The sequence below is a fragment of the Reichenbachiella sp. 5M10 genome, assembly GCF_002742335.1.
GTDB lineage: Bacteria > Bacteroidota > Bacteroidia > Cytophagales > Cyclobacteriaceae > Reichenbachiella.
In genome coordinates, this window is record NZ_MDGR01000007.1 from 280,199 (window position 1) to 306,213 (window position 26,015).

A 26,015-nucleotide genomic window follows, 5' to 3' on the forward strand; every position below is an offset into this window, starting at 1 on the left:
TAGTGAAGGGCTTTTTTTATGTCAATGGGATTTTAACTTTAAAAGAGATTAGACGATGTATTACAACGAAAATTCGATTCTTTACCTAGACGGCCAGTGGCTCAAGGCTTCTGAGGCGAAAGTCAATTTGTATAGCCAGACCATGCATCATGGCAATGGAGTGTTCGAAGGAATACGGTCATACGGGAGTGCTGCAGGACCAAACATCTTCAAGGCGAAGGAGCACTTTGAACGATTGAAGTTTTCGGCAGAGCGAATGGCAATTAAGTTTCCCTACTCGGTGGACGAACTCGTCAAGATCTCTTATGAGCTGATAGAAAAGAATAACTTAGAGAATGCCTATATCCGACCGTTGATTTATCTGGGAGCGAACATGAAGCTCATCACCTGTGGTGAGACACATATCATGATGGCGGCTTGGGAGTGGCCTCCATACCTTGGAGACGAGTCACTCAAAGTGATGATTTCATCCTACCAGCGTCCAAACCCAAAGTCAATTCCGATCGAAGCGAAGGTGACAGGCAACTATACCAACTCCATCCTGGCTACCAATGAAGCCAAGCGAGAGGGATACGACGAAGCGTTGTTGTTGGATTCGGACGGCTATGTATCTGAGGGATCTGGACAGAATTTTTTCTTCGTCAAAGACGGTGTGATCTATACGCCACCATTGGGAAACATCCTGCCGGGTATCACGAGAGCAACGATCATTGAGTATGCCATGGAGCTTGGCTATCCTGTCGTGGAGAAGCTGTTCGTGCCAGAGGATATGAGAGGAGGAGAGGTAGCGTTTTTTACAGGTACGGCGACAGAAATTGCCAGTATCTCCTCAATAGATGATATCGAATTCAAAAAAGATTGGAAAGAGACAGTGGCCTATGAGCTGTTTCAAATGTATAGATCCAGAGTCACCAACGAAGAGTTGAGTGAATCGGCAGTAGGATAAGAGTAGAAGATTAGAAATTATTAGAATATAAATGGAACTTAACAAACACAGTAAGACGATCACGCAAGATCCTTCGCAACCTGGTTCACAGGCACAATTGTACGCGACTGGATTGACAGAAGCCGACATGAGCAAAGCACAAGTGGGTATAGTCAGTACCGGTTTTGAAGGAAACCCATGTAACATGCACCTCAATATTTTGGCTCACCAAGTCAAAAAAGGGGTCAAAGAAGCTGATCTAGTCGGTTTGATTTTCCATACTATAGGAGTCTCCGACGGGATATCCAATGGTACAGTAGGGATGAAATATTCATTGGTGTCTCGTGACATTATCGCAGATTCCATCGAGACAGTGGTCAATGCACAGTTTTACGATGCAGTAGTTCCAGTCGTAGGGTGTGACAAGAACATGCCTGGTGCTATCATGGCTTTGGGACGATTGAACAGACCGGGACTCATGGTCTACGGCGGCTCGGTCAAGCCTGGGAAATGGAAAGGTGAAGACCTCAACATTGTATCGGCTTTCGAGGCGTATGGCCAAAAACTAGGAAATAATATTTCTGACGAGGATTTCAAAGGAATTATCAAAAATGCAATCCCAGGTCCAGGGGCATGTGGAGGGATGTACACCGCGAATACACTGGCGTCTGCTATTGAGGCGATGGGTATGAGTTTGCCTTCTTCTTCTTCCAATCCTGCCGAAAGCGAGGACAAGAAGCAAGAGACCTATAGAGTAGGGCAGGCGGTGAGACATTTGCTGACCGAGGATATTCGTCCGAGCGACATCATGACCAAAGAGGCGTTCGAAAATGCGATTCGGTTGGTGATGATTACAGGAGGCTCTACCAATGCAGTGCTTCACTTGATCGCCATGGCCAAATCTGTCGATGTGCCGATCGGATTGGATGACTTCCAAAGATTGTCAGATAGTACGCCGTTCTTGGCAGATCTGAAGCCAAGTGGAAAGTACCTCATGGAGGATCTTCACAACGTGGGAGGTATCCCAGGTGTGATGAAAGTCTTGTTGAAAGAAGGATATCTACACGGTGATTGTATGACTGTGACGGGTAAGACTTTGGCACAAAACATAGAAGAAGGACCTTCTTTGAAAGCGAAGCAGGATGTGATTCACTCCTTTGGAGATCCGATCAAAAAGTCGGGACACTTGCAGATTCTGTATGGAAACCTCGCACCGACTGGTGCGGTAGCGAAGATTACAGGCAAAGAAGGCGAGTACTTCGAAGGGCCAGCGAGATGCTACGACGATGAGTTTGCGGCGATCAAAGGAATCGGCGAAGAGGTGCAAAAAGGAGAAGTGATTGTGATCCGATACTCTGGACCAAAAGGTGGGCCAGGGATGCCAGAAATGCTCAAGCCTACAGGTGCTGTGATGGGCGCAGGGTTAGGTAAAGACGTGGCATTGATTACAGACGGTCGATTCTCTGGTGGTTCGCATGGTTTCGTGGTGGGACACATCACTCCAGAAGCGCAAGAAGGTGGGCCGCTAGGGTTGGTGAAAGATGGAGACATCATCGCCATCGATGCGGTCAACAACAAACTCGAACTGAAGATCAGTGACGAGGAGATGGAGAAAAGAAAGAAAGAATGGGTACAGCCTCCATACAAAGCAACCAAAGGCATACTCAAGAAATATATCAATCAAGTAAAGTCTGCATCCGAAGGGTGTGTGACCGACGAATAAATATTAGGAGAAATGGAGACTTCTACATTAGAACAAGAAAAGAAAGCTATGGCCAAAACCGAAAGAATGACTGGCTCTGAGGCACTCCTCAGATGTCTACTCGAGGAGGATGTCGATACCATATTTGGCTATCCAGGTGGAGCCATCATGCCGATCTATGACTTGCTATACAAGTACATGGACAGACTCAATCACATACTCGTACGTCACGAGCAGGGTGCCGCGCATGCCGCACAGGGTTATGCTCGTGTCAATGGCAAAACAGGTGTCTGCTTTGCGACTTCTGGGCCAGGTGCAACCAACTTGATCACAGGGATCGCGGATGCACAGATCGACTCTACGCCGATGGTATGTATCACCGGGCAGGTCGCTTCGCACTTGCTGGGGACGGATGCTTTTCAGGAGACAGATGTCGTGGGCATCTCTATGCCTGTCACCAAGTGGAATATACAGGTGACCAAAGCATCGGAGATTCCTGAGGCGGTGGCCAAGGCCTTTTATATCGCCAATACGGGCCGTCCAGGTCCGGTATTGATCGATATCACCAAGGATGCACAGTTTGAGGAGTTTGATTTTTCTTATCAGAAATGTGAAAGAATCCGTAGCTATCACCCGTATCCAATTTTGGATGAGTCCAAAGTAGATGCTGCGGCCAAACTGATCGATGAGGCGAAGAAACCGATGATCCTCGTAGGACATGGTGTCATCATCTCACAGGCACAGCGTGAGCTTTTGGCATTCGCCGAAAAAACGGGCATACCGATGGCATCTACGCTGCTGGGACTGTCAGCCGTACCTACTGCTCACCCATTGTACATGGGCTACCTCGGGATGCACGGCAACTACGGCCCCAACGTCAAGACCAACGAATGTGATCTTTTGATTGCAATCGGGATGCGATTCGATGACAGGGTGACAGGAGATTTGAATACCTATGCCAAGCAGGCCAAGGTGATACATATCGAGATCGATCCAGCGGAAGTAGACAAGAACGTGAAGACAGAAGTCGCGATCGTATCGGATGCCAAAGCGGCATTGTTGAACTTGGTGCCGAAAGTAAAAGAGAACAAGCACGAGTCATGGATTGAAGAGTTCAAGGTTTGTGACAAGATGGAGTATGACAAGGTCATCGAGGGTGATTTTTTCCCGAAGGGAGAAGAACTCAAAATGTCTGAAGTGATCAAAGCGATCTCTGACAAGACAGAAGGAAAAGCTATCCTCGTCACAGACGTAGGGCAGCACCAGATGATTGCGACGAGATACTACGAGTTTAGCGATACGAGATTGAACGTGACCTCTGGCGGTTTAGGAACCATGGGCTTTGCTCTGCCAGCGGCGATGGGAGCCAAGATGGGACGACCTGAGAAGGAGGTCATCGCGGTGATTGGGGACGGTGGATTCCAGATGACAATTCAGGAGCTGGGTACGATCTTCCAGAGCAAGATCGGGGTGAAGATTTTGATCTTGAATAACAACTTCCTCGGCATGGTGCGTCAGTGGCAGCAGTTGTTTTTTGACAGTCGATACTCGTTTACTGAGATGGTCAATCCGGATTTTCAGAAGATCTCCGAAGGCTATGGTATCCCGTGCAACCGTGTCGACAAACGAGAAAATCTCGACGATGCGCTCAAGACGTTCTTGGATCACGAAGGTCCTTATTTGCTCGAAGTGATGGTAGAGAAAGAAGGAAATGTATTCCCAATGGTTCCAACTGGAGCTTCGGTTTCGGAAATGAGGTTGGACTAAAAAATTAGATTAAAGTGGATAAGCAACATACATTATCGGTACTGACCGAAGATAAAGCAGGTTTGTTGAATCAAATCACGATCATCTTTACGAGAAGGAAGATCAATATAGACAGTTTGAACGTGTCTTCTACGGAGGTGGCAGGTATCAGCCGATTCACCATCGTGGTAACGTGTACGCAGGACGAAGCAGAAAAAACCGTCAAGCAAATTCGCAAGATTGTGGATGTATTGGGGGCCTTTTTGTACAACGAGGATCAGATCTATTACCAAGAGATCGCTCTATATAAGGTGCCTACCTCGGTGTTTTTGAACGGTCAAAGTATCGAGAAGCTCGTCCGTGAAAACGGTGCACGGATTTTGGTGATCGAAGAGGATCATATCATCTTAGAGAAGACAGGACTCAAGGACGAAACACACGATCTATACGAAAAACTCGTGCCATTAGGGCTTTTGGAGTTTGTGCGTTCGGGGCGTGTGGCACTTTCTAAGTCCAAGCGTAAGACGGAGGAGTACATCAAGGAACTAGAGAACTCCAAAGAGAATCTGTTGGACATCCGAAATTTTTAAGAACAGACACTAGATATTAGCACCTAGGCTCTTGGCGTCAAAGTCTTGAATCTAGGTGCTAAGAATCTAACATCTAATACAATGAGACAAGTACTACTTCATGAGGGTTCGAGACAGCTTGACTATGAGATCAGAGATATCGTCAAGAAAGCAGAGGCTTTGCAAGCACTCGGACAAAAAATCTATTGGGAAAACATCGGAGACCCTATCCTCAAGCATGCGGTAGTACCCGCTTGGATCAAAGAAATCTTGACCACTCTGGTCAATGAAAACTCGACCTACGGTTACTGCCACTCCAAAGGAGAACTCGAAACACGCAAATACGTCGCGGGTAAAAACAACGAAAAAGGCGGTGCACAAATCACTGCAGACGATGTCTTGTTTTTCAACGGGCTGGGAGATGCGATAGGCAAGCTCTACCAGTTTTTGAATCCCTACTCGCGTGTGATAGGCCCCTCGCCAGCTTACTCGACACACTCTGCATTGGAGGCGGCACACTCCAACAAGGAACCACTGACCTACAACCTTGATCCCGAGAACAACTGGTATCCAGATTTGGCAGATCTCCGATTGAAGGTCAAATACAACCCCAACATCGTAGGGATATTGATCATCAATCCAGACAACCCAACCGGGATGGTCTATCCCGTGGAGATTTTAGAGGAGATCGTGGAGATTGCTCGGGAGTTCAACTTGTTTTTGGTGAGTGACGAAATCTATACCAACATCATCTACAATGGTGTAGAGACCAAATCTCTCGCCGAAGTACTCGGTGATGTACCTGGGATTGCCATGAAGGGGATATCCAAAGATACTCCATGGCCAGGGTCTCGGTGTGGTTGGATGGAATTCTACAACCGCAAGGTGGATGAGCAGTTCGATCAGTACTGTTCGACGCTGGAAAATGCCAAGATGGTAGAGGTATGTTCGACGACTTTGCCGCAAAAGGCATTGCCTATCATCCAAGAACATCCGAAGTTCAAGGAGTATCTGCGTGAGCGTAGAAAAGAAATTGAGGAGCGAAGTGAGATCATTTCACAGTATCTCCATGAGATTCCTTACATCACTTTCAACAAGACCAATGGGGCGTTTTACAACACCATTGTATTCAAAGACGGATCTATCAATGACAAGCAGTTTTTGAAGATCGAGGACGAGCAAATCCAAGCCCTAGCGGAAGACTGGGTGGAGAAAATTGGAGAGCCAGACAAGCGCTTCGTCTATTACTTGCTAGCTGCCAAAGGCGTGTGTGTAGTGCCTTTGTCTTCGTTTCAGTCCGAATTGAGAGGGTTTAGAATCACGCTACTCGAAGAGAACCAAGAGGTGTTGAAGCAGACTTTTAGCAAAATCGCTGAAGCAATCTATGAGTTCTGTACCTCAGATGTCGACGAATCAGTAGAGGCAACACTGTCCTAAGCTATGGAGTCGGCTGTCAAATCCAATAAACCTACACTGGTAGGTGTGATGAAAGCGAGCAAGGGGCTGGAAGGCGTGGCGGTGCATACTCCGCTCATGCCCAATCTTAACTACTCCGAGCGCTACGATGCGGAGGTGGAGTTCAAGCGTGAAGACCTACAGGTCGTACGTTCGTACAAGCTCCGTGGAGCTTACAACAAAATCGCAAGCCTCAGCAAGGCCCAACAAGACAATGGAATCGTCTGTGCCAGTGCCGGCAACCATGCTCAGGGCGTAGCATATTCTTGTCAGAAGCTAGGTATACGCGGCACGATATTCATGCCGAATGTCACGCCCAAGCAGAAGATCCGGCAGGTTAAGATGTTTGGCAAGGACAAGGTAGAAGTCGTACTGACAGGCGACACCTTCGATGACGCCTATAAGCAGGCGCAGCGCTATTGCGAAGAAAACCAATCGACGTTTGTACATCCGTTTGACGATCAGAAAATCATCGAAGGACAAGGAACAGTAGGACTAGAGATCGCCAATGATACTGGTGCGCCCATCGACTATTTGTTTGTACCGATCGGGGGTGGAGGTCTGGCCTCTGGCATCATCACGGTGTTCAAAGAACTGTCGCCAGCGACCAAAATCATCGGGGTAGAACCTGCTGGAGCACCGGCCATGCGTGACTCCATCGCTGCAGGGGAGAATGTGACCCTCGACGAGATCGACACTTTCGTAGATGGTGCGGCAGTGCGAGCCGTGGGGACTCAGACTTTGGAGATTTGCCAAGACGGGCTGGAGGAGATTATTCTCGTGCCAGAGGGCAAGATCTGTACGACGATTCTACAGCTGTACAACGAGGAAGCCATCGTGGTAGAACCTGCAGGCGCCTTGACGCTGACCGCTCTGGACTTCTACAAGGAGCAGATCAAAGGCAAGCATGTCGTCTGCGTGATCAGCGGCAGCAACAACGATATCACCCGTACCGAAGAAATCAAGGAACGTTCGTTGCTCTACGAGGGGTTCAAGCATTATTTCATCTTGCGATTTCCACAACGAGCGGGGGCACTCAAGGAGTTCGTCTCGGAGATACTATCACCAGGAGATGATATCGTGCACTTCGAATATTCGAAAAAGCACAGCCGCGAAAAAGGACCCGCTTTGATCGGAATCGAGTTGCAAAACAAAGACAACTTACAAGGGCTGCTGGACCGCATGACTGCCAAGAATTTTGTCTACGAGTATCTCAACGACAAGCCGGACTTGTTGCAGTATTTGGTGTAGTGAAGAAAGCTCAGAACATAGCGCTGTGGGTACTGGCTGTAGTGGTCGGTGAGATGGTTTTGTTCTGGGGAGTAGGGCAGTTTTTCGCGGACAAAGCGATCCAATATCAACTCACAGCAAGGTACTCAGCGAGAGTGTCACTGGGGTTGTTCTCAGGACTCTATCTATGGGTCGGACTGGAGGGTTGGAAGACAATATACGCTTCTAATCAGAAGCAAACAGTCGCATGGACGGTGTGGCTTGTATTGGCTGTTAATCATGCCGTACATTTTTACTTCTTGGCGATGACGCACCACCTGTTGGGGTGGGAGTTGTGGACTGGAAAAAGTCTAGGAGGAGCCATCGGGTACGTGATTATTCTGATCATGCCATTGATCCTATGGGATAAAAAGGAGCTCACTCGTGGCGTATATGCCATGTTGCTGTTCGCTTTTGTGTACCTAGAGATGATCTTTTTTGTGAGTTATTTGGGCAGGTGGAACAGAGACTTGACACTGGCTTCACCACCAGTAGTGTATCAGGCGTGTGCGCTGTGGGTCGTGCTTTTGTTTTTGCTGAACCTGCGAAGGGTATGGCTGGATAGAGGCAAAAGTTGGTAGACGATCAATAGATTGAATGAAATATATACGAACTTCGGAATTCAACATTCCTTATTTGATATTTTGAACATCGAATAAAGAACAAGGAATGTCGAATATTGAAGTGAGTGACTAGAACCAACCAAGTATGAAGTACAATTATGATTTAGAAGAAAGACTAATTGAATTTTCGGTCTCGATCATTGATGTTGTGGACAAAATGCCTAGTTCAAAAGCAGGAAATCATTTGGCTGGGCAATTGGTTCGGTCTGGGACTTCAGTAGCATTGAATTATGGAGAGGCTCAGGCAGGGGAATCCAGACGGGATTTTATTCATAAACTGAAAGTAGTATTGAAAGAATTGAGAGAGTCTTATATCAATCTTCAAATTATTAAGCGAGCCAAATTGTTTGACCACATGGAATTGATCGAAAAGATTTTGGATGAGAATAATCAGTTGATTTCAATCTTTGTAAAAAGTGTAGTCACTGCAGAAGGAAATCAGAAGATAGTGTAAGCGATAACTTCGCCATTCACTACTCAACATTCCTTGTTCGATCTTGTTAATAACGAATGTCGAATATTGAATACAGAATATTGAATTGATCTATCGAAAGGTAGGTTGTGAAGTGATTCCACCTTCATAGCGTTGAAGTGTAGTCACTGCAGAAGGAAATCAGAAGAAGGTGTAAGCGATAACTTCGCTATTCACTATTCAACATTCCTTGTTCGATATTTTGAACATCGAATAAAGAACAAGGAATGACGAATATTGAAGTGATTCTACTCTTCATAGCGTTGAAGTGTAGTCACAGCAGAAGGAAATCAGAAGAAGGGATAAGCGATAACTTCGCCATTCACTACTCAACATTCCTTGTTCGATATTGTTAATAATGAATATTGAAGTGTTTGTTACATACAAGAATATAAATTGACGAGAGTCAACGTGCCTGTCGATGGCAGGCATTAAACTTTGAACGTAAAAATAAATGAAAGTATTAAAATTTGGAGGTACATCCGTAGGTACCCCAGACAACTTGAGAAAAGTAAAGGATATCCTAGCAGCAGGTCAGCCTGAGAAAACCGTTTGTGTGGTTTCGGCTCTAGGCGGAGTGACCAATCTGCTACACGCATGCAGCGATCTCGCAGCAGTGGGTGACGAGTCCTACGAAGCGTCGTTGGCACAGATCGAAGCGAGACACCTCGATACGATCAAGGAATTGATTCCGGTCAAGAGCCAATCGGTGACCTTTAGCAAGATCAGAATCCTGCTCAATGATCTCGAAGACATCATGAAGGGGATTTACCTGATTCGTGAGCTTTCGCCAAAGACCTTGGACAAGGTGCTTAGCTTTGGGGAGATACTTTCATCCAATATCATCGTGGACTTCCTCAACGCAGAAGGGTTGAAAACCGACCTTGGTGACTCACGCGTATTGATCAAAACCGACAATATCCACAACAATGCCAACGTGGATTTTGCCTCGACCAACAAGAACATCACAGACTATATTCCTACAGCGGCCAATTTGGTGGTTTGTCCAGGATTTGTATCGTCCAATGCAGAGGGCGTGACAACTACCTTGGGTAGAGGAGGGTCTGACTATACAGCGGCTATTTTCGCGGCGGCCTTGGATGCAGATTCGTTTGAAATCTGGACTGACGTGAGCGGCATGATGACTTCTGATCCGCGTCAGGTTGCAGCGGCTCATCCGATCGAGAAACTGTCGTTTCAGGAGGCACTAGAGCTCTCGCACTTTGGGGCGAAGGTGATCTATCCACCGACGATCCAGCCCGTGTTGGACAAGAAGATTCCAATCAAAATCAAAAATACATTTGCACCGGAGGACGCGGGGACTACCATCTGCGAAGATGCCAATGGCGACAAGCAGTTCGTCAAGGGACTATCCAGCGTCAGCGATATCGCGCTGCTCAACCTGACAGGCAGTGGCATGGTCGGTGTGCCGAAGTTCTCCTTCAGATTGTTCAAAGCACTGTCAGAAGCCAAAGTTAATGTCATCATCATCACGCAGGCTTCTTCGGAGCACTCGATCTGTGTGGGCATAGACAAGAAAGACATCGAGATATCCCAAGCAGCCATTGCGGAGGAGTTTCAGCTCGAACTGAGCCTGCGCAAAATCGACCCGCTAGAGGTCGAGACAGGCATGGCCATCGTGGCACTCGTCGGTGACAAGATGCGTGAGCACGTTGGGATCGGTGGGCAGATGTTTTCTGCACTGGGCGAAAACGGGATCAGTATCAAAGCCATCGCGCAGGGATCATCCGAAAGAAACATCACCGTGGTGCTCGAAGAGAAGCACCTCAGCAAGGCACTCAACGTCTTGCATGAGAGCTTTTTCCTATCCCAGCGCAAGCGCATGAACTTGTTCATGATCGGGATCGGCAATGTCGGCGGTACCTTCATCGAGCAAATCAAGAAGCAGTACAACTATTTGGATGAGTTCGAAAATGTCGACCTACGTATCGTGGGGATTGCCAACAGCCGTCAGATGCTCTTCGATATAGACGGGATCGATCTCGCCGATTGGAAAGGGCAACTGGAGTCCAAAGGAGAGAAAATGGCTCCCCAGGTATTCGTAGACAAGATGGTCGAGTCGAACCTGCGCAACAGTATCTTCGTGGACAATACCGCCAATGCAGAGATTGCAGGACTCTACGAAGGCATCTTGCGCAAGAGTATCTCGGTCGTCACGCCCAACAAGATCGCCTGTGCATCCGACTATGATACCTACGTCAACCTCAAAAGCACCGCCAGAGAATACCAGGCCAAATTCTACTACGAGACCAACGTCGGTGCAGGGCTACCTGTCTTGACGACCCTAGGGGATTTGATCAAGAGCGGGGACAAAATCCAAAAGATACAAGCCGTCCTTTCGGGTAGTTTGAACTTCATCTTCAACTCCTTCAAACCAGGGGTGAAATTCGTGGATGTGGTCAAGCAAGCGGGTGTAGAAGGCTACACCGAGCCCGATCCGAAAATCGACCTCAGCGGGGTAGACGTGATGCGCAAGATTTTGATTTTGATCCGCGAGAGTGGGTTGAAATTCGAACTGGACGATATCGTCAGCGAATCCTTCATCCCAGCGGCCTGTATGGATACGAAAACCAACGAAGAGTTCTATGCCAGCCTAGAACAACACGACGAGGTGTTTCAGAAACTGGTGAGCGATGCAGAAGCCAAAAACTGCCGTCTCAAGGTCGTAGCGACCTTTGACAAGGGCAAAGCATCTGTGGGCTTGCAGGAGATTCCGAAAGACCACCCGTTCTATATCTTGGAAGGAAAAGACAACATCGTACTCTTCTATACCAACCGATACCAGGATCAGCCTTTGGTGATAAAAGGCGCCGGAGCGGGTGCAGAAGTGACAGCTTCGGGTATATTTGCGGACGTAATGCGCATCGCAAATAGCTAACAAAAACCGAGTCAAGCCATGTCTAATTCAATCAAAGTTTTTTCACCCTCTACAGTCGCCAATGTAGGCTGTGGATATGACGTTTTGGGGTTCGCTCTCGATGGCATAGGCGAAGAAATGGTCGTGACCGAATTGTCTGATGACAAGATGGTCATCCTCGAAAATGACAAGTTTGATCTGCCGCTCAAGCCTGACAAAAACGTCGCATCGGTGGCCGCTCAGGCGCTACTCGATGCAGCAGGTATCAAGAAGGGCTACAGCTTCGCGTTTGACAAGCAGATCCATCCCGGTAGTGGGATGGGGACGAGTGCTTCGAGCTCGGCAGGCGCTGTGTTTGCGGTCAACGAACTGATCGGCCGACCTTTCAATACGCATCAGCTCGTGGAGTTCGCGATGGAAGGAGAAAGAATGCTCTCAGGCAAGGCACATGCAGACAACGTCGCGCCCAACCTGCTCGGCGGTTTTACGCTCGTGCGTGCCTATGGGCCACTCGACGTGCTGCAGTTGCCCACACCGGACAACATGTACGTGGCGATCGTCCACCCACAGGTGGTGGTCAAGACCACAGATGCCAAGCGTATGCTCAAGCAGACGGTCAAGCTCGACCAAGCAGTCGCCCAATGGGGCAATGTCGGTGGGCTCGTGTCGGGACTGTACGAATCGGACTTTGGGCTGATTGGTCGCTCGATGGAGGACCATATCGTCGAGCCGGTACGCAAGTTGCTGATTCCGCTCTATGACGAAGTGAAGGCCAAAGCGCTCGAAGAGGGTGCCATCGGATGCAGCATCGCTGGGTCAGGCCCTTCGATATTCGCATTTGCCGAGGGCAAAGCAACCGCAGAAAAAATCAAGGCCAGCATGCAAGCCATCTACGACGAAGTAGGCATACTGGCTTATACTTACTTATCCAAAATCGGCACAGAAGGCGTGAGAGTTCTTTAAGTCACAATACTCCATACACAAGAGAAGAATACCATGAGATATTACAGCACGAACAGACAAGTCCCAGAGGTGAGTTATGAGGACGCGATTTTCAACGGGTTGCCGGATGACAATGGCCTGTACATGCCCGACCATATCCCGACGCTATCGGCAGAGTTTTTCGAGAATATCGGGGACATGAAACTGCACGATATCGCCTACGAGGTGGCGAGTCAGTTCATCGGGGAGGAGATCCCCGAGGCAGACCTGAGACGGATCGTCGAGGAGACTTTGAGCTTTGAGTTGCCTGTGGTAGAGGTGGAGGACAAGGTCTATTCGCTGGAGCTGTACCACGGTCCTACCTGTGCGTTCAAGGACGTGGGGGCGAGGTTTTTGGCGAGATGCCTGAGCTACTTCTCTGCCAAGAGCGACAAGAAATCTACCATCCTCGTGGCGACCTCTGGCGATACAGGGGCAGCCGTAGGGAGTGGGTTCTTTGGGGTGGAAAACATCGATGTGATCATCCTTTACCCGAAAGGGAAGATCTCCAAAATACAGGAGCAACAGCTCACGACTTTTGGTCAAAACATCCAAGCACTCGAAGTGCGTGGGACTTTTGACGACTGTCAAAAAATGGTCAAAGACGCTTTCCTCAACAAAGAACTGAAGGAGAAATACAACCTGACCTCTGCCAACTCGATCAATATGGCGCGCTTGATTCCTCAGTCGTTTTACTACTTCTGGACCTATGCCTTGCTCAAGGATCAGGGTGATCTGGTGGTGTCTGTGCCGAGCGGCAACTTTGGCAACCTGACAGCTGGCCTGCTGGCACAAAAGATGGGACTGCCTGTCAAGCAATTCGTCGCATCGACCAATGTCAACGATATCGTGCCATCGTATTTGACGACTGGTGAGTTCACACCGCGCCCGTCTACCTCGACCATCTCCAACGCCATGGATGTCGGCAACCCGAGCAACTTCTACCGTATGAAAGAGGTCTTCGGTTCGTCATGGGAGGCGATGAAAGAAGGCGTGAAAGGTTATGCCTACGACGACAAACAAACCGCTGAGACTGTGAAGCAGGTCTATCAAGCGACCGATTATCTACTCGACCCACATGGCGCAGTAGGCTACCTCGGTCTCAAAGAATACATGAAGGATCACAAGGGGAGCGTAGGGGTCTTCTTGGAGACGGCGCATCCCGCCAAGTTTGGTGATGTGGTCGAACCTATCATCCAGCAGCCTGTAGAGATGCCTGAGCGCCTAGCGGAGTTTGCCAAGCGCACCAAAGTCGCCACCGAGATCGATGCGACACAGGACGAGTTGATCCAAATCTTAGAAAAGGCCTAACAAAACCCCTCCATGCCTGCCATGGAGGGGTTTTGATTGCCATGAGGCTATCTGACCATTCAAGCTGATACTTTTTAGACCTGACAGGTTCTCAAAACCTATCAGGTCTTTTTTATGAATGGAACGGCTCACCGCTCCCTCTGCTGATTTCTGATTTGATACCCTGATGAACGCATGGTTATGGCTGGGTATTGAGCCAATGAAGATCGCCAATTAGGACTAAGCAAGTCTGGAGACTTGTTCTGTATATATGCTTTTAAGTCTCTCTTTGCACTAAGGCTTAAAAGAGCGGGGGCATTTGACCGTCAGCCATCTACTCGATTGGCATCTGTTTTTATTCACATGTTAAGTTCTAATTATTTAAGGTGTTAATTTTGGATTCGTATTCATGTTAATTGTGTGTATTGTGAATAGTTTGTAAAACGTTGGTTTATAGTGCTTTATATGTTGTTTTGTTAATTGTCAGTTTTGAGTTATGAATAATCATTACGATTTAAAGTTGGTGGAGCAAGTTTGGAGACTTGCCCTGTATATATGCTTTTAAGTCTCTCTTTGCGCTAAGACTTAAAAGAGCGGGGGCATTTGACCGTCAGCCGTCTACTGATTAGAAGCATTTGGATACTTTAGCTAGAGTAGACTGATGGAGTTTGACAAATTCCTTCGAATCAAATGCGTTTGCTTCTTCATCTCGACTCAACCAATGTTTAGAGGAGATTTTATTCATTTCAAGAATCGATGTTAATCTCGGGTGACTTGAATATCCTTTGCCGTATTTATCGATTATCAATCTAGCTAGGTCAAATTTATTTTCATCTTTAATATCAATCGGCTTGGTTCCTAGAATGATCACAGATCAGTTTCAATTAGGCAGTTTGAGGCATGCGTTTATATCGTTTGTTAGATTTTTAGTTGTCCCGCCAATTGCAGAATCTCGCAGACACACTCTTTGACAGGTTTGGATTTGTGGGTAGGTCTACGCGATCTGACAATGTGTGTGGCTGCTCAGAATATCGAAATCTGAGTAGTTGGCTTGGGGTGAAAAGTTCCAATTATCACAAAAGGATTGGGGGCAGTATTGTGGTGAAGTTTAGTTGTTCCCAAAAAAAGATGCAAGTCCTTAGTCCTTGCGAAATCGTCTATATACTTCTTTCTAACATCTTCGCAAGCTAGCTTTTCATCTCCAGCATGCCTTCTTAGTGAGTTCCAAAAAAGTTGACCAATCTCCCAATCTTCAATCATCATAGTACTTTCTGTACCTTCATTGTCTGACAGTTTGTAAGAAAATTTGTATGGTAGCTTCTTCACTACCTCAAACTCTCCTTTATTCTCAGATTCAAAAAGGTTGAGTTGGCTCATCTGTTCAAGTTTCTTTTTGCTCCATTCTCTATCGACCTCCTTAATCTCAAGCTTATGAATTTTAGAGGGCTTGAAAACAGCAAGAGAGGTTCCGATTTTCTTGTCTTTGGCCTCTGCGAAAAGTGTTTTAAGATTAGTATAAACTTTATTTAAAACGATTTTCCTTCTTTCCCTCCAATCGTCTCCATCAGGTTTGATTTCTCCAATAATTTTGATCTCGGTCTCATGACTATAAGGACGATAACTTTCCTTTCTGAAGTCACTTGTATTTTTTACAAGATCAATCTCAATCCATTGGTACTTAGAATACTGTTGATTGTAAGTTTTCTTTCTAAATTGAACAGGGTAAATCCTTACCCATGAACCATCTTCCCTAAATCCAGCAGTACAAACAAGTTCATCATATTTCTCGGAGATAGAAGGGTAGGTTTTTACAGTTATTAAGACTTTCTCCTTAGGCATTACAAATTCTTCTGTTCAATATCCCATGCAGGAAGCTTTTTAAGTGAGTTAGCAACTCTACTTCTATGGCACATGCATGGTTCTTTTTCGAAACAAGTTATTGCAATTCTTTGAAATGAATTAGTTAGGTCTAATATTTTTTCGAGTTGGTCGTTATTTTCAACAAGTGTTGTTTTTTCATACTCATCAAAAAGTCTATTGTAGTCATTAATTGATTTCAAATCAGCTCTTTTATTTGATTCGATTCCCAATTCGGGGATGTGCATGTAATTGATTCCTATGCTTTCACAAGCATGTTTTAGTTGGTTTTTTGAAAACCCATACTTCATACTCAAAGGGTTTTTACGGACATCACAAAGCAAGCGCACACCATTAATAATCAGTTTGTTCAAGTATTTCTCAAGGCTAATCCCTTCATAGCCAATTGTGAAAAAAGCCTGCTCTTTGAATTCTCTTTTTTGGAGTGCCACTTTCTCAAGTTCTTCGTTGGTTAGTAATTCAGAAGCTATTTGACTGTTAATGGCAAAATATGGGTATTTACGATATGTGTATCTCACCATTTCTTTTTGAGTTAACCCATCTACTTCCTTTATCGTCTGTTTGATTGCTGCTTGGTCTTCTTTTTTCAATGCATGGAAGTAGTTGTCGCTGCTTTCGAAAACCCAATTAGAAGTCTTGTTGGATATTTGATTACTCAAAAAGCCCCTTTTAGTTAGTGTTAATAAGTCTTGATTGGCCTGAAATGAGAAACTACCGAATTTATACGGTACAAAATCAAATGATTTTTCGGCCTGCTTACGAGTTACAAGAAAAAGTATCTTTTGAAGCTTTGTATGGGACAAAGTTCCTTCAAATGCTTCAAGTATCGCAAACAATATTTTCCTCCTGTAGTACATTTTGCAAAGTTACGAAATCTAAGATCAGGATTCCATTTTTGATCGTTTTAAGCACATTTGCAAGTTTTGGTTTTGGGAGGGTTGCGCGACTTGCATATGTGCTTATTGCAGAATATTTCTTTGGCGGGCACTTAAATCTAACATTCGTGTGCACTATAATGCGCACTGAATCAAATGTATATAAACCCGTTTGCACGTGTTTATATACGTTAAAAAAATGTTTTCTCTTCTCGAATGATGCTGCGGGAAGCCGACTGCTGATCGGCTTGGTAAAGCCAAACTAGTATTTCCTGTCGATATATACCAAGGCTACAGGCAAATCCCTTGGTATATCACAATACGCTATGAGATGGGTGCTATATTTTGGGTTGGGAGGGGGATGAGACCTGACCTGTCCAACCTAAGCTTAGTTCGGCCCCCATGTTGCCTTACCTCAGGGCCGAGGTAAGCTTAGTTCCACCCTGTGGTAAGCTTAGGTTGGGGCTCTGGTAAGCTTAGCTTCAGGCTCTGGTAAGCTTAGTTTTTGCTCAAAGCGCATAAATCTTGCTCAAAAGCCTTTTTTGACGGGTTTTGCGTGATGAAGAGGCTGTGGTTTTTTAGCGATTTTTGGCAAAATCAGCCTTCCTTTTGGAATAAGACTTGTCTTTAATAGGACAAATGCCACCCCGCTGTTTCAAGTGTTCCTTTCGGTTTAAAAGTACTTGAAACTTACTGATAAAACGCAAGTCTTTGGACTTGTTGACCTATGGTTAGCATTGAGCTATTTTTAGAGATTGTAAGCTTGGAGGGGTTTCTTGATGAGGGCGATGGAACGAACAGCAAGAGTTGTGTGGTCGAAGAGTAGGCTACAAGAGATACGAGACACAGCAGCTGCAGACAACCCATCAGTTCTTATTCCGTTGGAGTAGCCGAACCAAAAACAACATTTGTTATGATCAAATCTGTCTTGTCTGTCCTGCTCATTGGGTTGTCACTCCAGACCGACCTGCCCGAACTCAATCAAAAAGTCGTCGAGTATGTGGATAGTGTCATGGGGACAAAGGTCGACCGTGGCGAATGCTGGGATCTAGCCGCTGGGGCGCTGAAGTACTCCGGGGCGTACTTTGACCGCAGCTCGATGAAAACGATCAGTATCTATGGTCGGAAGCTCAACCCTAAGAAGGAAGAGGTACTACCGGGAGACTTGATCCAGTTCGAAAATGTCGAGATGAAGTGGCAGGAGGGCAATACGACCTATTCGGCAACCATGGCGCAGCATACGGCCATCGTATACCAAGTCAATGCCCCAATGAACTACGAGATTGCCCACCAAAATACAGGGGAGTGGGGCAAGAAAGTCGGTGTGAGCAACTTTCGCCTCGACCAAGTCACCAAAGGCAAAGTGATGATCTATCGCCCTATCAAGGAGAAGGGGTAAAGTTATTTTGAGCGGAGGCGAGAAATTTGAATCATTTTTATTTTATTTCTCGTTGCATTTAATCGAAAACAAATTGAACTATGAAAAGTAAAATACTTTTGGTACTGACAGTACTGTTTGGGTTGATGATGGTCAACTCAGGTTTGAGCAAATTTTTCAACTACATGCCTATGCCAGAGATGAGCGAGGAGCAGATGGCATTGTTTGGTGCTTTTGCTACGATCGGCTGGTTGTTTCCGTTGGTGGGAGCTGTAGAAGTGGTCGGAGGGATCTTGATTGCGATACCGAAGCTGCGAGCTTTGGGTGCGATAGTGATCTTGCCTGTGATGGTAGGGATTGTGATTCACCACATTGTGCATGATCCGTCGACCTTGGTGGTGGCCTTGGTGATGCTAGCGATCAACCTCTGGGCGATCCTAGACAACAAGGACAAGTACATGCCGATGATTAGCTAAAATGAACGGGTGGACACCCTCGCTCCAAGCAGGGATGTCAATGTACTGGTCACAAAAAAGGCGAGGTACACAGTATGTGTACCTCGCCTTTTTTACTTAACCAACTCTTTGGAGTCGATGGATTTACTTCTTGAGTGCCTGTAGTGCAGCGATGATTTCGCTAGGCTCTGCACGGTTGCGGTACTCTGCATCCAAGAATGCATAGGTGATCTTGCCGTCGGTATCGATCACATAAGTGGCGGCTAGAGGTAGCTCGTCGCTCTCGTCACCGTTGTAGCCATGTAGGTCAAAGCTCTTTTGGTAGCTGGCGGCCACATCATCCGTGAGTTTGTACACGATACCGTACTGCTTGCCGATTTGGTTTTGTACATCACTGAGTACTTCAAACGCCAGTTCGTGTTTTTCTTTGGTAGACATGGACTTGTCAGGTAGCTCTGGAGTCAGTGCGAGGAGGTTGGCTCCTTCGGCTTGGAAGTTGGGCAGCTCTGATTGGAGGCTGTTGAGCGTCAAGTTGCAGTAGGGACACCATCCCCCACGATACCAGGTCAGTACGACGGGCCCTTTTTTGAGGTAGTCACTGAGTGAGACTTGTTCGCCGAGGGCATTGGTCAGGGTGAAGTCTGGTGCTTGGTCTCCTACGTTTTTGGCATTGGAGAGTACGCCACTTTCTGCGACCGCTGCGATGCCTTCTGCATAGATTTTCTTTTTCTCGTCAGAGGCTTTTTCTTCGAAAGCCGCCTTTTTTGCATCGAGGGTTGCTTGGAGCGAATTTCCCGTTACTGGAGTTTCTGTTGTGTTTTCCATGGGTGTTTCTTTCTTTTTGGGTGTGCAGCTGACCCATACCGTGCACAGGACCAATAGACTGAATAATGCAATGTTTTTCATTTTGTAAAATTGATTGTTGTGTTTCGGTAAAGGTAACCGTATCCTTGGTCAAAAGGTTCCTTATAGAGATGATTCGGTTGATTTTGTGTCAATGCTGATTGAGACGACAACTAAATTGCCCGTTTGTGTGTCTTAGGGAAAAGATGAAAACCATGAAGAGTCTATTTGTAATACTGGTAACAACAGCAATACTCGCGGGTTGCTCTAACGAGGATGCCGAAAATCCTAACGTACTGAATATTCGTTTGTCAAACGAGAGTCAATATGACTACCATACGGTTGTAGTCAATACCACCACTGGGGATGTCGATTTTGGCGACCTGCTGGCTGGGCAAAAATCAGCCTATAAAGTGTTTGATAGAGCATACAGGTATGCCTTTGTAGAACTACAGATAGAAGGAGAGACGTATACCTTACAGCCTATAGATTACGTCGGAGAGACTCCTCTCGAAACGGGCAGTTACACGTATCAAATCGATGTGAATGATACCGGAGATCGATATGCTGGGTTAAGGTTGACTTTGGTCGAAGAATAAGGTGATGTGACGATCGAGTCTCTTAGATGAATGTAGTGATGTCAGCTGTGGCTTGACGTATAACTTGCGCAGGCTCTTGGTTGAATCCGTTTGGGTTTCAAGAGGGGTACATTGGGTTGATTGGGAATAATTTTTACCTTTACGACCGTTAACCAACCAACCAGGATCAACCTATGTATTATGCTGACAAAGAGCAAAGCTCGAACGCAAGCCTAAGATCTGAGTCGGGTCTTAGCGATCGAGAAAGAGAAGTACTCAAAAAAGTAGCTGAAGAGAATGCGCGAAGAAGAGCTTCGGAAGCTCCCGTAGAAACTCAGATTGAACAATTCCTTGCAGAGGATGTACACACCCTAGAAAATCTCGTAGGGTCTGGCGCAGGAGCAACGACAGTAGAGCCAGAAAGCCAAAAAGCGCCGAGACGCACAGAAGCGGATCTTCAAAAAGAAGCTTCCAAACAAGCCGTCGAAAGAGCAGGGGCTGACAAGCACTATTCTAAACTAAAAAGAGATACACTATTCAAACATGGAAAGGCGCACCCAAACCTCAAACAAGCCTTTAGAGATTTTGAAGCTGAGATGTGGAGTGCCGGGTATGAAGTCGGCACGAGAGGTTTCGTGGATGCATTGGAAGCCGAATTCATAGGCCTCAAGTGGGGTGTCATCGTCAGAGGAGAAGTGTTCGGAGAGTACACCGGGTCGGAGGCCTCTCTCAAAAGTGATGCAGAATCCAAGCAAGTCAAGAACAAAAACACACAAATCACTGCAGGTGTAGGTGCTGGTTCGGCTAAGAACCTCAAGGCTGACGTACTCATTATCCAAAAAGCCTTGCTCAATCTAGGAATACTGTCTGAGACCGCATTTGTAGAGGAAAGTACCTCGGTCAACAATACTCCTACTCCCTCGGTAGAAAAGGAGAAAATCAAAAAGACAATCGCTGCGATCACACGGTTTCAAGAGGAGGTGCTTCATTGGAAAAGCTCAGATGGAAACATCTCTGGTCCCAATAGTGCTACTTTGAAAGAGATGGTGGCAGAGCGCATGGATTGTGATCTTGTACAAAAGAAGCTCGCCGCGTACCCCGCTCTCAAAGCCAAAAGGGAAGCCGATCAGAAAAAAGAGGAGGAGAAAAAGGTAGCCGCTGCAGAAGCCAAGCACAAAGCGGAGCAAGAGGCCGAAAGGATCAAATGCATAGAACAAGAAGCTGCTACAGTTGACAATGTCAGACGGTTTATCGAAAAATACCCTGATACTATCCAACTAGCCAAGGCGCTGAAAGAGTACGTGCTGATCAATCCTAAATTCGTCATGGCACTCCTCCAGGAGTCAGGCAGAATGGACAGAGACAACGTGGTGTATGCCCTGATGAAACGGATGACAGATGCAGAACTGGCCAGTGTCGAGGATGATCTTTTGGTGCAGATGCAGTCAGCTCTAGAGGCTTGGCTCGTATCGATGAGTGACTATAGCAAGGAGATAGGGAGGTTGAAGAAATTTACGAGTAGTGAAAGAGAAGAAGGGAAAAATGATTTGGATCGACTAATGTCTCAAGAAAGGCTTGAGCCTGAACAAATAGCTGAAGTAAGAAAACTAGTAGCCAAATTACCCAAAAAAGGTCAAGCTAAATATTACATTGAGTTGCAATCTAAAGTCAACTATAAGAATCAACGAAATAATGAGTCTGATGCAACGGAAAGTGATGAGAAGAAACATGATTGGATAAACTCTAATAGTACTGCAGGGGACATCATGTGTAATTTAACTAGTGTAGCTATGGCATTAGAATATTTGGGGGTCAGTAATCCAGAACCCGAAATTCAATTTGAGGATTATTTAGAAGGTAAACGCATAGAGGATTTTCCAGGTTTGCCAAGAACAAAGGACCTTACTTGGTCAAAGCTAGCATCTAGTCTTGGTGTTACATCTCAGACAATTAATGTGGGTTCGAATAAAGAGGATGTTTTAAGGTCTAAATTGGAGGGGGAATTGAAAGAAGGGGCAGGGATAGTTTTATCTGCTTTTTCATACAAATCGAGTAAGGGGCACATTGTAAGGTTACAGGGGATAGAGTTTGAGGGGTTGAGAGTTGATGATCCATATGGTAAGGTGAGTGATCACTTAGGCGATAGAGAATCAGGTTTAAGCGGGTATTATAAAAAGGGTGAGGGAGCATATGATAATAGAAATTCTAAATCTACAGAATCAGGTGTGGGAGAAGATAATTTGTGGAAATGGGAGGATTTGCTAAAAACAGAAATCAAGTATGCAGTAGTTTTTAAAAAACAATATTAATATGAAACATAAATCAATTGTATTTTTTCTTTTGTTAATCTGCTTTGGGTGCGAACCTGTGAAAAAGGAGAATATCATTCCAGTAGGTACCTTCTTTGATGTTCAAAATAAAGAGGGCTTTCAATCAGTTGAGATTAGCACATCATCTTATAAAGTAACTGACAGTAATTCTAAATTGTCATTTTGGTATTTTGATACATATGACCTTTTAGGTAAAATAAGCTTTGATGATGATACGTCTATTTTAGTCTTATCCATTAGTAATACAATATTTGCAGTACTCGTAGATTCTGATGAAAATATACTTGATGAACTAGTACTGTCCGAGATTGGTGACCCGTATGTATATACGAAAACGACATATGAACTTGGGGAGCAATTCAAGGTGGTGGTTGATTATGAATGTGGAACAGATTATTTGACCTACATAGTTATTGATGGTAAATTCAAGAAATCTGAAGACAAGCATGTTGAAAAGGAATGTGAAGCACCTTAAAAGTTGGGGGATTTGTGAAAACGACCATGGTATATTCAATATGCTAGTTGAAACGGAGTTTATTTCCTAAATGCCCCAGTACAAAGATCAATTAGATAGACTCGTGATTGTCCCTGAGTTGCCTCAGCGGATTGTTAGCTTAGTGCCATCGTTGACTGAGCTGCTGTACGACCTAGGGATGGGAGACCGAGTAGTAGGCCTCACCAAGTTTTGTGTACACCCCGATGCGTGGTGGAGATCCAAGACGCGCGTAGGTGGCACGAAGCAGCTGAAGCATGCTGTGATTGCCTCACTAGCGCCCGATCTCATCCTCGCCAACAAGGAAGAAAATATACGAGAGGATGTAGAGGCACTGATGCCACACTACCCTGTCTGGGTGAGTGATGTCCATGACCTGTCAGAGGCACTCGAGATGATCCGGTCTGTGGGCGAACTCACAGAGAGTCAGTCTCGGGCGAGGGCACTGGCAGATGAGATCGAGGCATCTTTCGAGGCTCTGACTCAGACTAAGCCGCAGCGTGTGCTTTACCTGATTTGGCAGGAGCCATGGATGAGTGCTGGGCGAGGCACTTTCATCGATGACATGTTGCAGCGCTCCGGCTATGTCAACGCCGTGACCGCTACACGCTACCCTGTCATGACGGACGAGGAGATCGTTGCACTTCGGCCCGAGATCGTGATGCTCTCTTCAGAACCTTTCCCTTTTCAGGAAAAGCATCTGGAGCGCATGCAAGCTTTGCTGCCCAATAGTCGCGTGCTGCTCGTCGATGGGGAGATGTACAGTTGGTACGGGAGTCGGTTGCGTTTGAGTGCAGCCTATTTCGAATCGATAGTTTCTGGACACTAGCGAGCAGGGGTGAAACGAGACTTTTTTGCACGAAGGCTTTCTCTTGGTTTTGTTTCTTGGAGGAGAAATCTTAAGTTGTATATCAAACAAAATAAGGCCCCCTATCGACCTGACATGAAATCCCTTTTTGCTTGTATAGTACTTGTGTTTGCGATCCAAAATGTATGGGCGCAGCAAGAAGAACCAGTGGTCAGTGATAGTATACAGGCGCAGGTAGATATTTTGGACGTGGTATTCAAGAAGCGCCGTGATAGTGTCAACCAAGCCAAGTTGCAGGAAGAGAAGAAGGTGTATTTTTCGCTGATGCCTCTGTCGTCCGGATCAGGAGGTCCCAACATCGCTATTTCTGTGGTCAATGCCTCCTTTCATTTGGGCAATGCCGAGGATACCAAGTTTTCGAATGTCACGCTATATCCTTCGACAAATCTACGTACGTATTTTCACCTCAAGGCCATCCCCAACCTCTGGCTTGCTAGCAACAACTGGAACATACCAGGCAAGTTGGAGTTTACACAGGATGCACAGGATAACTATGGTTTGGGAGCAAATACCTCTGAAGACAGTTTGTTTGTGATCAAGTACAAATTGAGCCGAGCCCATGTCTCCTTCAACAAGCGTCTGGTGAATCACGTGTATCTGGGTGGAGGCTATGCCTTGGATTATTATTATGACATTCGGGAGGAGTCTGAGGCAGATCGTCAGACCGATTTTGATTTGTACCCTTACGGGACGGAGGGCACGAGTATATCGTCAGGGTTGACTGTTGATATGCTGATCGACAGCCGGGTCAACCCGATCAATCCACTCGAAGGCGTATATGTCAACCTGACGCTAAGGGTCAACCCTACTTGGATGGGTAGTGACGATTTGTGGTACTCGATGTATTTGGATACACGCAAGTACATCAATTTTAGTCAAGAGAAACATCGTGTGTTGGCATTTTGGGGATTGTACTGGGCGACCTATGGAGAGGTGCCCTATCTCGAAATGCCTGCAAGTGGCATGGATTTTTTTGGATGGACGGGACGTGGGTACCATAGGGCACGATTCAGGGGGAGGCAGATGGTATATACGGAGGCGGAGTTTCGCTTTGACTTCACTCCAAATGGCCTGTTTGGAGGTGTGGTGTTTGCCAACATGCAGAGTGAATTGGAGGAAGCAAGCCAGGCATTTGAATACATCAAACCTGCCGTAGGCACGGGGATAAGGTTGAAGTTCAACAAGTTTTCTGACTCGAATCTGACCTTTGATATGGGGTATGGAGACGGATTCAATTGGTACCTCGGGCTTAACGAGGTGTTTTAGCGTCAATTTTGGCTCATGAAAAAGCCAGCTCGTAGAAGACGAGCTGGCTTTTTGTCTCTTGGGAGGCGGATTAGTTTACTTTTTCAAAGTCTTTGACACCAGCATACTGCGGCTCGATGACCCATTTTCCAGTTTTGTCGATGTAGCCCCAGAGTCCATCTTTCTTGGCAGCCGCAAAACCGTTTTTGAAGTGTCTTGCCCCTTCGAATTGCGGCTCAATGACCCATTGACCTGATTCATCGAAGAACCCGAATTGGTCATCTTTCCTTCCGAGCGCTAGCCCGTCATTGAAATCTTCCCACTTGCTGGTATCTTCTATACGGATGACATCACCAGATCTGTTGGTGTATCCCCATTGGTCATCTATTTTGATGCGTGCTATGTCGTTGGTTGGGTCAAAGCTTTTAGCTGTTTGGAATTTGGGTTCTATGACCCACTTCCCGGATTGATCTATGAACCCGAGGAGCTCATTGTCTCCACGTGCCCAAGCTAGATCTGTGGTGAAGTAGCCTACAGCCATGTACATGGCAGGGATGGCGACTTGTCCTGAAGAGTCGATAAAGCCCCATTTTTTGTCGGCGGTGCGAAAAGGAGCCAGACCGTTGACAAAATCATTGACTTCTATGATGTCGGGGATGTCGATCAGCGACGATGATCCGTCTGTGCTGAGGAGGTAGAACTTCTCCCCTTTTTGTCCCACAGATTTTCCATTATTGAATGCAATGACTTTGTCGTACTCTAAATCGATGGCGACTTTTCCTTCGGTATTGAGAAAGCCCCACTTGTCGTCCCGATGCACAGCGAGCATGCCGTCCTGGAAGCCTTTCATGCCAAACCCAAATAATTCTAGGATTTTGTATCCGTTGATGTCACTGGGGATGACTTCTCCTTCGAGGTTGATGATTTTGAAATAGGGACGGACGTAGTAGAGCGCCAGACCTTCTTCAGAAAACGCGGTGCACTTGCGGTAGTTGTCCTCTAGGATCATTTCGCCAGAGCTGGCAACATACCCCCAGTTTTTGGAGCCTGTTGGTTTGACTTGTGCGACATAGGTTTGGGCGAAGGATTGTATGGATAGCAACAAGACCGTGCCCAGAGTGAGTACTCTTTTCATAATAGGTGGATTTAAGTTGATTGTTAG

22 protein-coding genes are annotated in these 26,015 nt (G+C 46.2%); 18 read left to right on the top strand and 4 right to left on the bottom strand.

Features of this window, described 5'->3' with window-relative positions; translation table 11 throughout:
* The first annotated feature begins 55 nt into the window (after positions 1-55).
* The 11 genes from BFP72_RS01175 (at position 56) to thrC (ending at position 13,931) form a co-directional block, all read left to right on the top strand.
* On the top strand, positions 56-946 hold the full coding sequence (locus BFP72_RS01175) for a branched-chain amino acid transaminase (RefSeq protein ID WP_099597358.1): 891 nt from the start codon (positions 56-58) through the stop codon (positions 944-946).
* Between the two features lie 31 nt (positions 947-977).
* Positions 978-2,648, top strand: a complete 1,671-nt coding sequence (gene ilvD / locus BFP72_RS01180) for a dihydroxy-acid dehydratase (protein ID WP_099597359.1) — start codon at positions 978-980, stop codon at positions 2,646-2,648.
* A 12-nt stretch (positions 2,649-2,660) separates the two neighbouring features.
* Complete coding sequence (ilvB, locus tag BFP72_RS01185; protein ID WP_099597360.1) at positions 2,661-4,394, top strand: biosynthetic-type acetolactate synthase large subunit; 1,734 nt, start codon at positions 2,661-2,663, stop codon at positions 4,392-4,394.
* 14 nt (positions 4,395-4,408) lie between these two features.
* Complete coding sequence (ilvN, locus tag BFP72_RS01190; RefSeq protein ID WP_221406453.1) at positions 4,409-4,963, top strand: acetolactate synthase small subunit; 555 nt, start codon at positions 4,409-4,411, stop codon at positions 4,961-4,963.
* Between the two features lie 81 nt (positions 4,964-5,044).
* The gene (locus tag BFP72_RS01195) at positions 5,045-6,379 is read left to right on the top strand and encodes a pyridoxal phosphate-dependent aminotransferase (RefSeq protein WP_073122621.1); all 1,335 of its coding nucleotides are present in this window, start codon (positions 5,045-5,047) and stop codon (positions 6,377-6,379) included.
* Positions 6,380-6,382: 3 nt separating this feature from the next.
* Positions 6,383-7,648, top strand: coding sequence for a threonine ammonia-lyase IlvA (gene ilvA, locus BFP72_RS01200; RefSeq protein WP_099597362.1), 1,266 nt, complete (start codon positions 6,383-6,385; stop codon positions 7,646-7,648).
* Complete coding sequence (locus BFP72_RS01205) at positions 7,648-8,247, top strand: hypothetical protein (protein ID WP_099597363.1); 600 nt, start codon at positions 7,648-7,650, stop codon at positions 8,245-8,247. Before ilvA ends, BFP72_RS01205 begins: the two co-directional genes overlap by 1 nt.
* Before the next feature lie 127 nt (positions 8,248-8,374).
* The gene (locus BFP72_RS01210) at positions 8,375-8,743 is read left to right on the top strand and encodes a four helix bundle protein (RefSeq protein WP_099597364.1); all 369 of its coding nucleotides are present in this window, start codon (positions 8,375-8,377) and stop codon (positions 8,741-8,743) included.
* Between the two features lie 472 nt (positions 8,744-9,215).
* Positions 9,216-11,660 carry a bifunctional aspartate kinase/homoserine dehydrogenase I gene (gene thrA, locus BFP72_RS01215; RefSeq protein WP_099597365.1) on the top strand — a complete coding sequence of 815 codons (2,445 nt, stop codon included), beginning with the start codon at positions 9,216-9,218 and terminating at the stop codon, positions 11,658-11,660.
* 18 nt (positions 11,661-11,678) lie between these two features.
* Positions 11,679-12,602: a homoserine kinase gene (locus tag BFP72_RS01220; RefSeq protein WP_073122614.1), complete on the top strand. Its 924-nt coding sequence runs from the start codon at positions 11,679-11,681 to the stop codon at positions 12,600-12,602.
* 33 nt (positions 12,603-12,635) lie between these two features.
* Entirely contained in the window at positions 12,636-13,931 is a 1,296-nt protein-coding gene (thrC, locus tag BFP72_RS01225; protein ID WP_099597366.1) for a threonine synthase, read from the top strand.
* A 1,002-nt stretch (positions 13,932-14,933) separates the two neighbouring features.
* Here thrC and BFP72_RS01235 read toward each other — a convergent pair.
* Together BFP72_RS01235 and BFP72_RS01240 are read right to left on the bottom strand one after the other, a co-directional pair.
* Positions 14,934-15,749 carry a hypothetical protein gene (locus BFP72_RS01235; protein ID WP_099597368.1) on the bottom strand — a complete coding sequence of 272 codons (816 nt, stop codon included), beginning with the start codon at positions 15,747-15,749 and terminating at the stop codon, positions 14,934-14,936.
* A complete protein-coding gene (locus BFP72_RS01240) occupies positions 15,749-16,624 on the bottom strand; it encodes a DUF488 family protein (protein ID WP_221406454.1) in 876 nt (291 codons plus the stop codon). The genes BFP72_RS01235 and BFP72_RS01240 overlap by 1 nt, the downstream gene beginning before the upstream one ends.
* Before the next feature lie 952 nt (positions 16,625-17,576).
* Here BFP72_RS01240 and BFP72_RS01245 point away from each other — a divergent pair.
* The gene (locus tag BFP72_RS01245) at positions 17,577-18,062 is read left to right on the top strand and encodes a hypothetical protein (protein WP_099597370.1); all 486 of its coding nucleotides are present in this window, start codon (positions 17,577-17,579) and stop codon (positions 18,060-18,062) included.
* 80 nt (positions 18,063-18,142) lie between these two features.
* On the top strand, positions 18,143-18,517 hold the full coding sequence (locus BFP72_RS01250) for a DoxX family protein (protein ID WP_099597371.1): 375 nt from the start codon (positions 18,143-18,145) through the stop codon (positions 18,515-18,517).
* Between the two features lie 123 nt (positions 18,518-18,640).
* On the opposite strand, the gene BFP72_RS01255 is transcribed toward BFP72_RS01250, so the two are convergent.
* Complete coding sequence (locus BFP72_RS01255) at positions 18,641-19,402, bottom strand: peroxiredoxin-like family protein (protein ID WP_255397139.1); 762 nt, start codon at positions 19,400-19,402, stop codon at positions 18,641-18,643.
* A gap of 152 nt (positions 19,403-19,554) precedes the next feature.
* Here BFP72_RS01255 and BFP72_RS01260 point away from each other — a divergent pair, with 152 nt between their 5' ends.
* From BFP72_RS01260 to BFP72_RS01280, 5 genes are all read left to right on the top strand, one after another.
* On the top strand, positions 19,555-19,938 hold the full coding sequence (locus BFP72_RS01260; RefSeq protein WP_143519894.1) for a hypothetical protein: 384 nt from the start codon (positions 19,555-19,557) through the stop codon (positions 19,936-19,938).
* Positions 19,939-20,111: 173 nt separating this feature from the next.
* Positions 20,112-22,226 carry a C39 family peptidase gene (locus BFP72_RS01265; RefSeq protein ID WP_099597373.1) on the top strand — a complete coding sequence of 705 codons (2,115 nt, stop codon included), beginning with the start codon at positions 20,112-20,114 and terminating at the stop codon, positions 22,224-22,226.
* Position 22,227: 1 nt separating this feature from the next.
* A complete protein-coding gene (locus BFP72_RS01270) occupies positions 22,228-22,722 on the top strand; it encodes a hypothetical protein (RefSeq protein ID WP_099597374.1) in 495 nt (164 codons plus the stop codon).
* A 70-nt stretch (positions 22,723-22,792) separates the two neighbouring features.
* On the top strand, positions 22,793-23,569 hold the full coding sequence (locus BFP72_RS01275; RefSeq protein WP_099597375.1) for a helical backbone metal receptor: 777 nt from the start codon (positions 22,793-22,795) through the stop codon (positions 23,567-23,569).
* A gap of 114 nt (positions 23,570-23,683) precedes the next feature.
* A complete protein-coding gene (locus BFP72_RS01280; protein ID WP_143519895.1) occupies positions 23,684-24,874 on the top strand; it encodes a BamA/TamA family outer membrane protein in 1,191 nt (396 codons plus the stop codon).
* Between the two features lie 70 nt (positions 24,875-24,944).
* Here BFP72_RS01280 and BFP72_RS01285 read toward each other — a convergent pair whose 3' ends face one another.
* The gene (locus BFP72_RS01285) at positions 24,945-25,988 is read right to left on the bottom strand and encodes a WG repeat-containing protein (RefSeq protein WP_158233224.1); all 1,044 of its coding nucleotides are present in this window, start codon (positions 25,986-25,988) and stop codon (positions 24,945-24,947) included.
* Positions 25,989-26,015 lie beyond the last annotated feature (27 nt).

Coding starts and splice junctions, on each gene's coding strand:
- BFP72_RS01280 (WP_143519895.1), top strand. CDS start 23,684: ATGAAATCCCTTTTTGCTTGTATAGTACTTGTGTTTGCGATCCAAAAT.
- BFP72_RS01210 (WP_099597364.1), top strand. CDS start 8,375: ATGAAGTACAATTATGATTTAGAAGAAAGACTAATTGAATTTTCGGTC.
- BFP72_RS01195 (WP_073122621.1), top strand. CDS start 5,045: ATGAGACAAGTACTACTTCATGAGGGTTCGAGACAGCTTGACTATGAG.
- thrC (WP_099597366.1), top strand. CDS start 12,636: ATGAGATATTACAGCACGAACAGACAAGTCCCAGAGGTGAGTTATGAG.
- BFP72_RS01275 (WP_099597375.1), top strand. CDS start 22,793: ATGCCCCAGTACAAAGATCAATTAGATAGACTCGTGATTGTCCCTGAG.
- BFP72_RS01245 (WP_099597370.1), top strand. CDS start 17,577: ATGATCAAATCTGTCTTGTCTGTCCTGCTCATTGGGTTGTCACTCCAG.
- BFP72_RS01285 (WP_158233224.1), bottom strand. CDS start 25,988: ATGAAAAGAGTACTCACTCTGGGCACGGTCTTGTTGCTATCCATACAA.
- ilvB (WP_099597360.1), top strand. CDS start 2,661: ATGGAGACTTCTACATTAGAACAAGAAAAGAAAGCTATGGCCAAAACC.
- BFP72_RS01175 (WP_099597358.1), top strand. CDS start 56: ATGTATTACAACGAAAATTCGATTCTTTACCTAGACGGCCAGTGGCTC.
- BFP72_RS01260 (WP_143519894.1), top strand. CDS start 19,555: ATGAAGAGTCTATTTGTAATACTGGTAACAACAGCAATACTCGCGGGT.
- ilvA (WP_099597362.1), top strand. CDS start 6,383: ATGGAGTCGGCTGTCAAATCCAATAAACCTACACTGGTAGGTGTGATG.
- BFP72_RS01250 (WP_099597371.1), top strand. CDS start 18,143: ATGAAAAGTAAAATACTTTTGGTACTGACAGTACTGTTTGGGTTGATG.
- BFP72_RS01235 (WP_099597368.1), bottom strand. CDS start 15,749: ATGCCTAAGGAGAAAGTCTTAATAACTGTAAAAACCTACCCTTCTATC.
- BFP72_RS01220 (WP_073122614.1), top strand. CDS start 11,679: ATGTCTAATTCAATCAAAGTTTTTTCACCCTCTACAGTCGCCAATGTA.
- BFP72_RS01255 (WP_255397139.1), bottom strand. CDS start 19,402: ATGAAAAACATTGCATTATTCAGTCTATTGGTCCTGTGCACGGTATGG.
- thrA (WP_099597365.1), top strand. CDS start 9,216: ATGAAAGTATTAAAATTTGGAGGTACATCCGTAGGTACCCCAGACAAC.
- ilvD (WP_099597359.1), top strand. CDS start 978: ATGGAACTTAACAAACACAGTAAGACGATCACGCAAGATCCTTCGCAA.
- BFP72_RS01265 (WP_099597373.1), top strand. CDS start 20,112: ATGTATTATGCTGACAAAGAGCAAAGCTCGAACGCAAGCCTAAGATCT.
- BFP72_RS01270 (WP_099597374.1), top strand. CDS start 22,228: ATGAAACATAAATCAATTGTATTTTTTCTTTTGTTAATCTGCTTTGGG.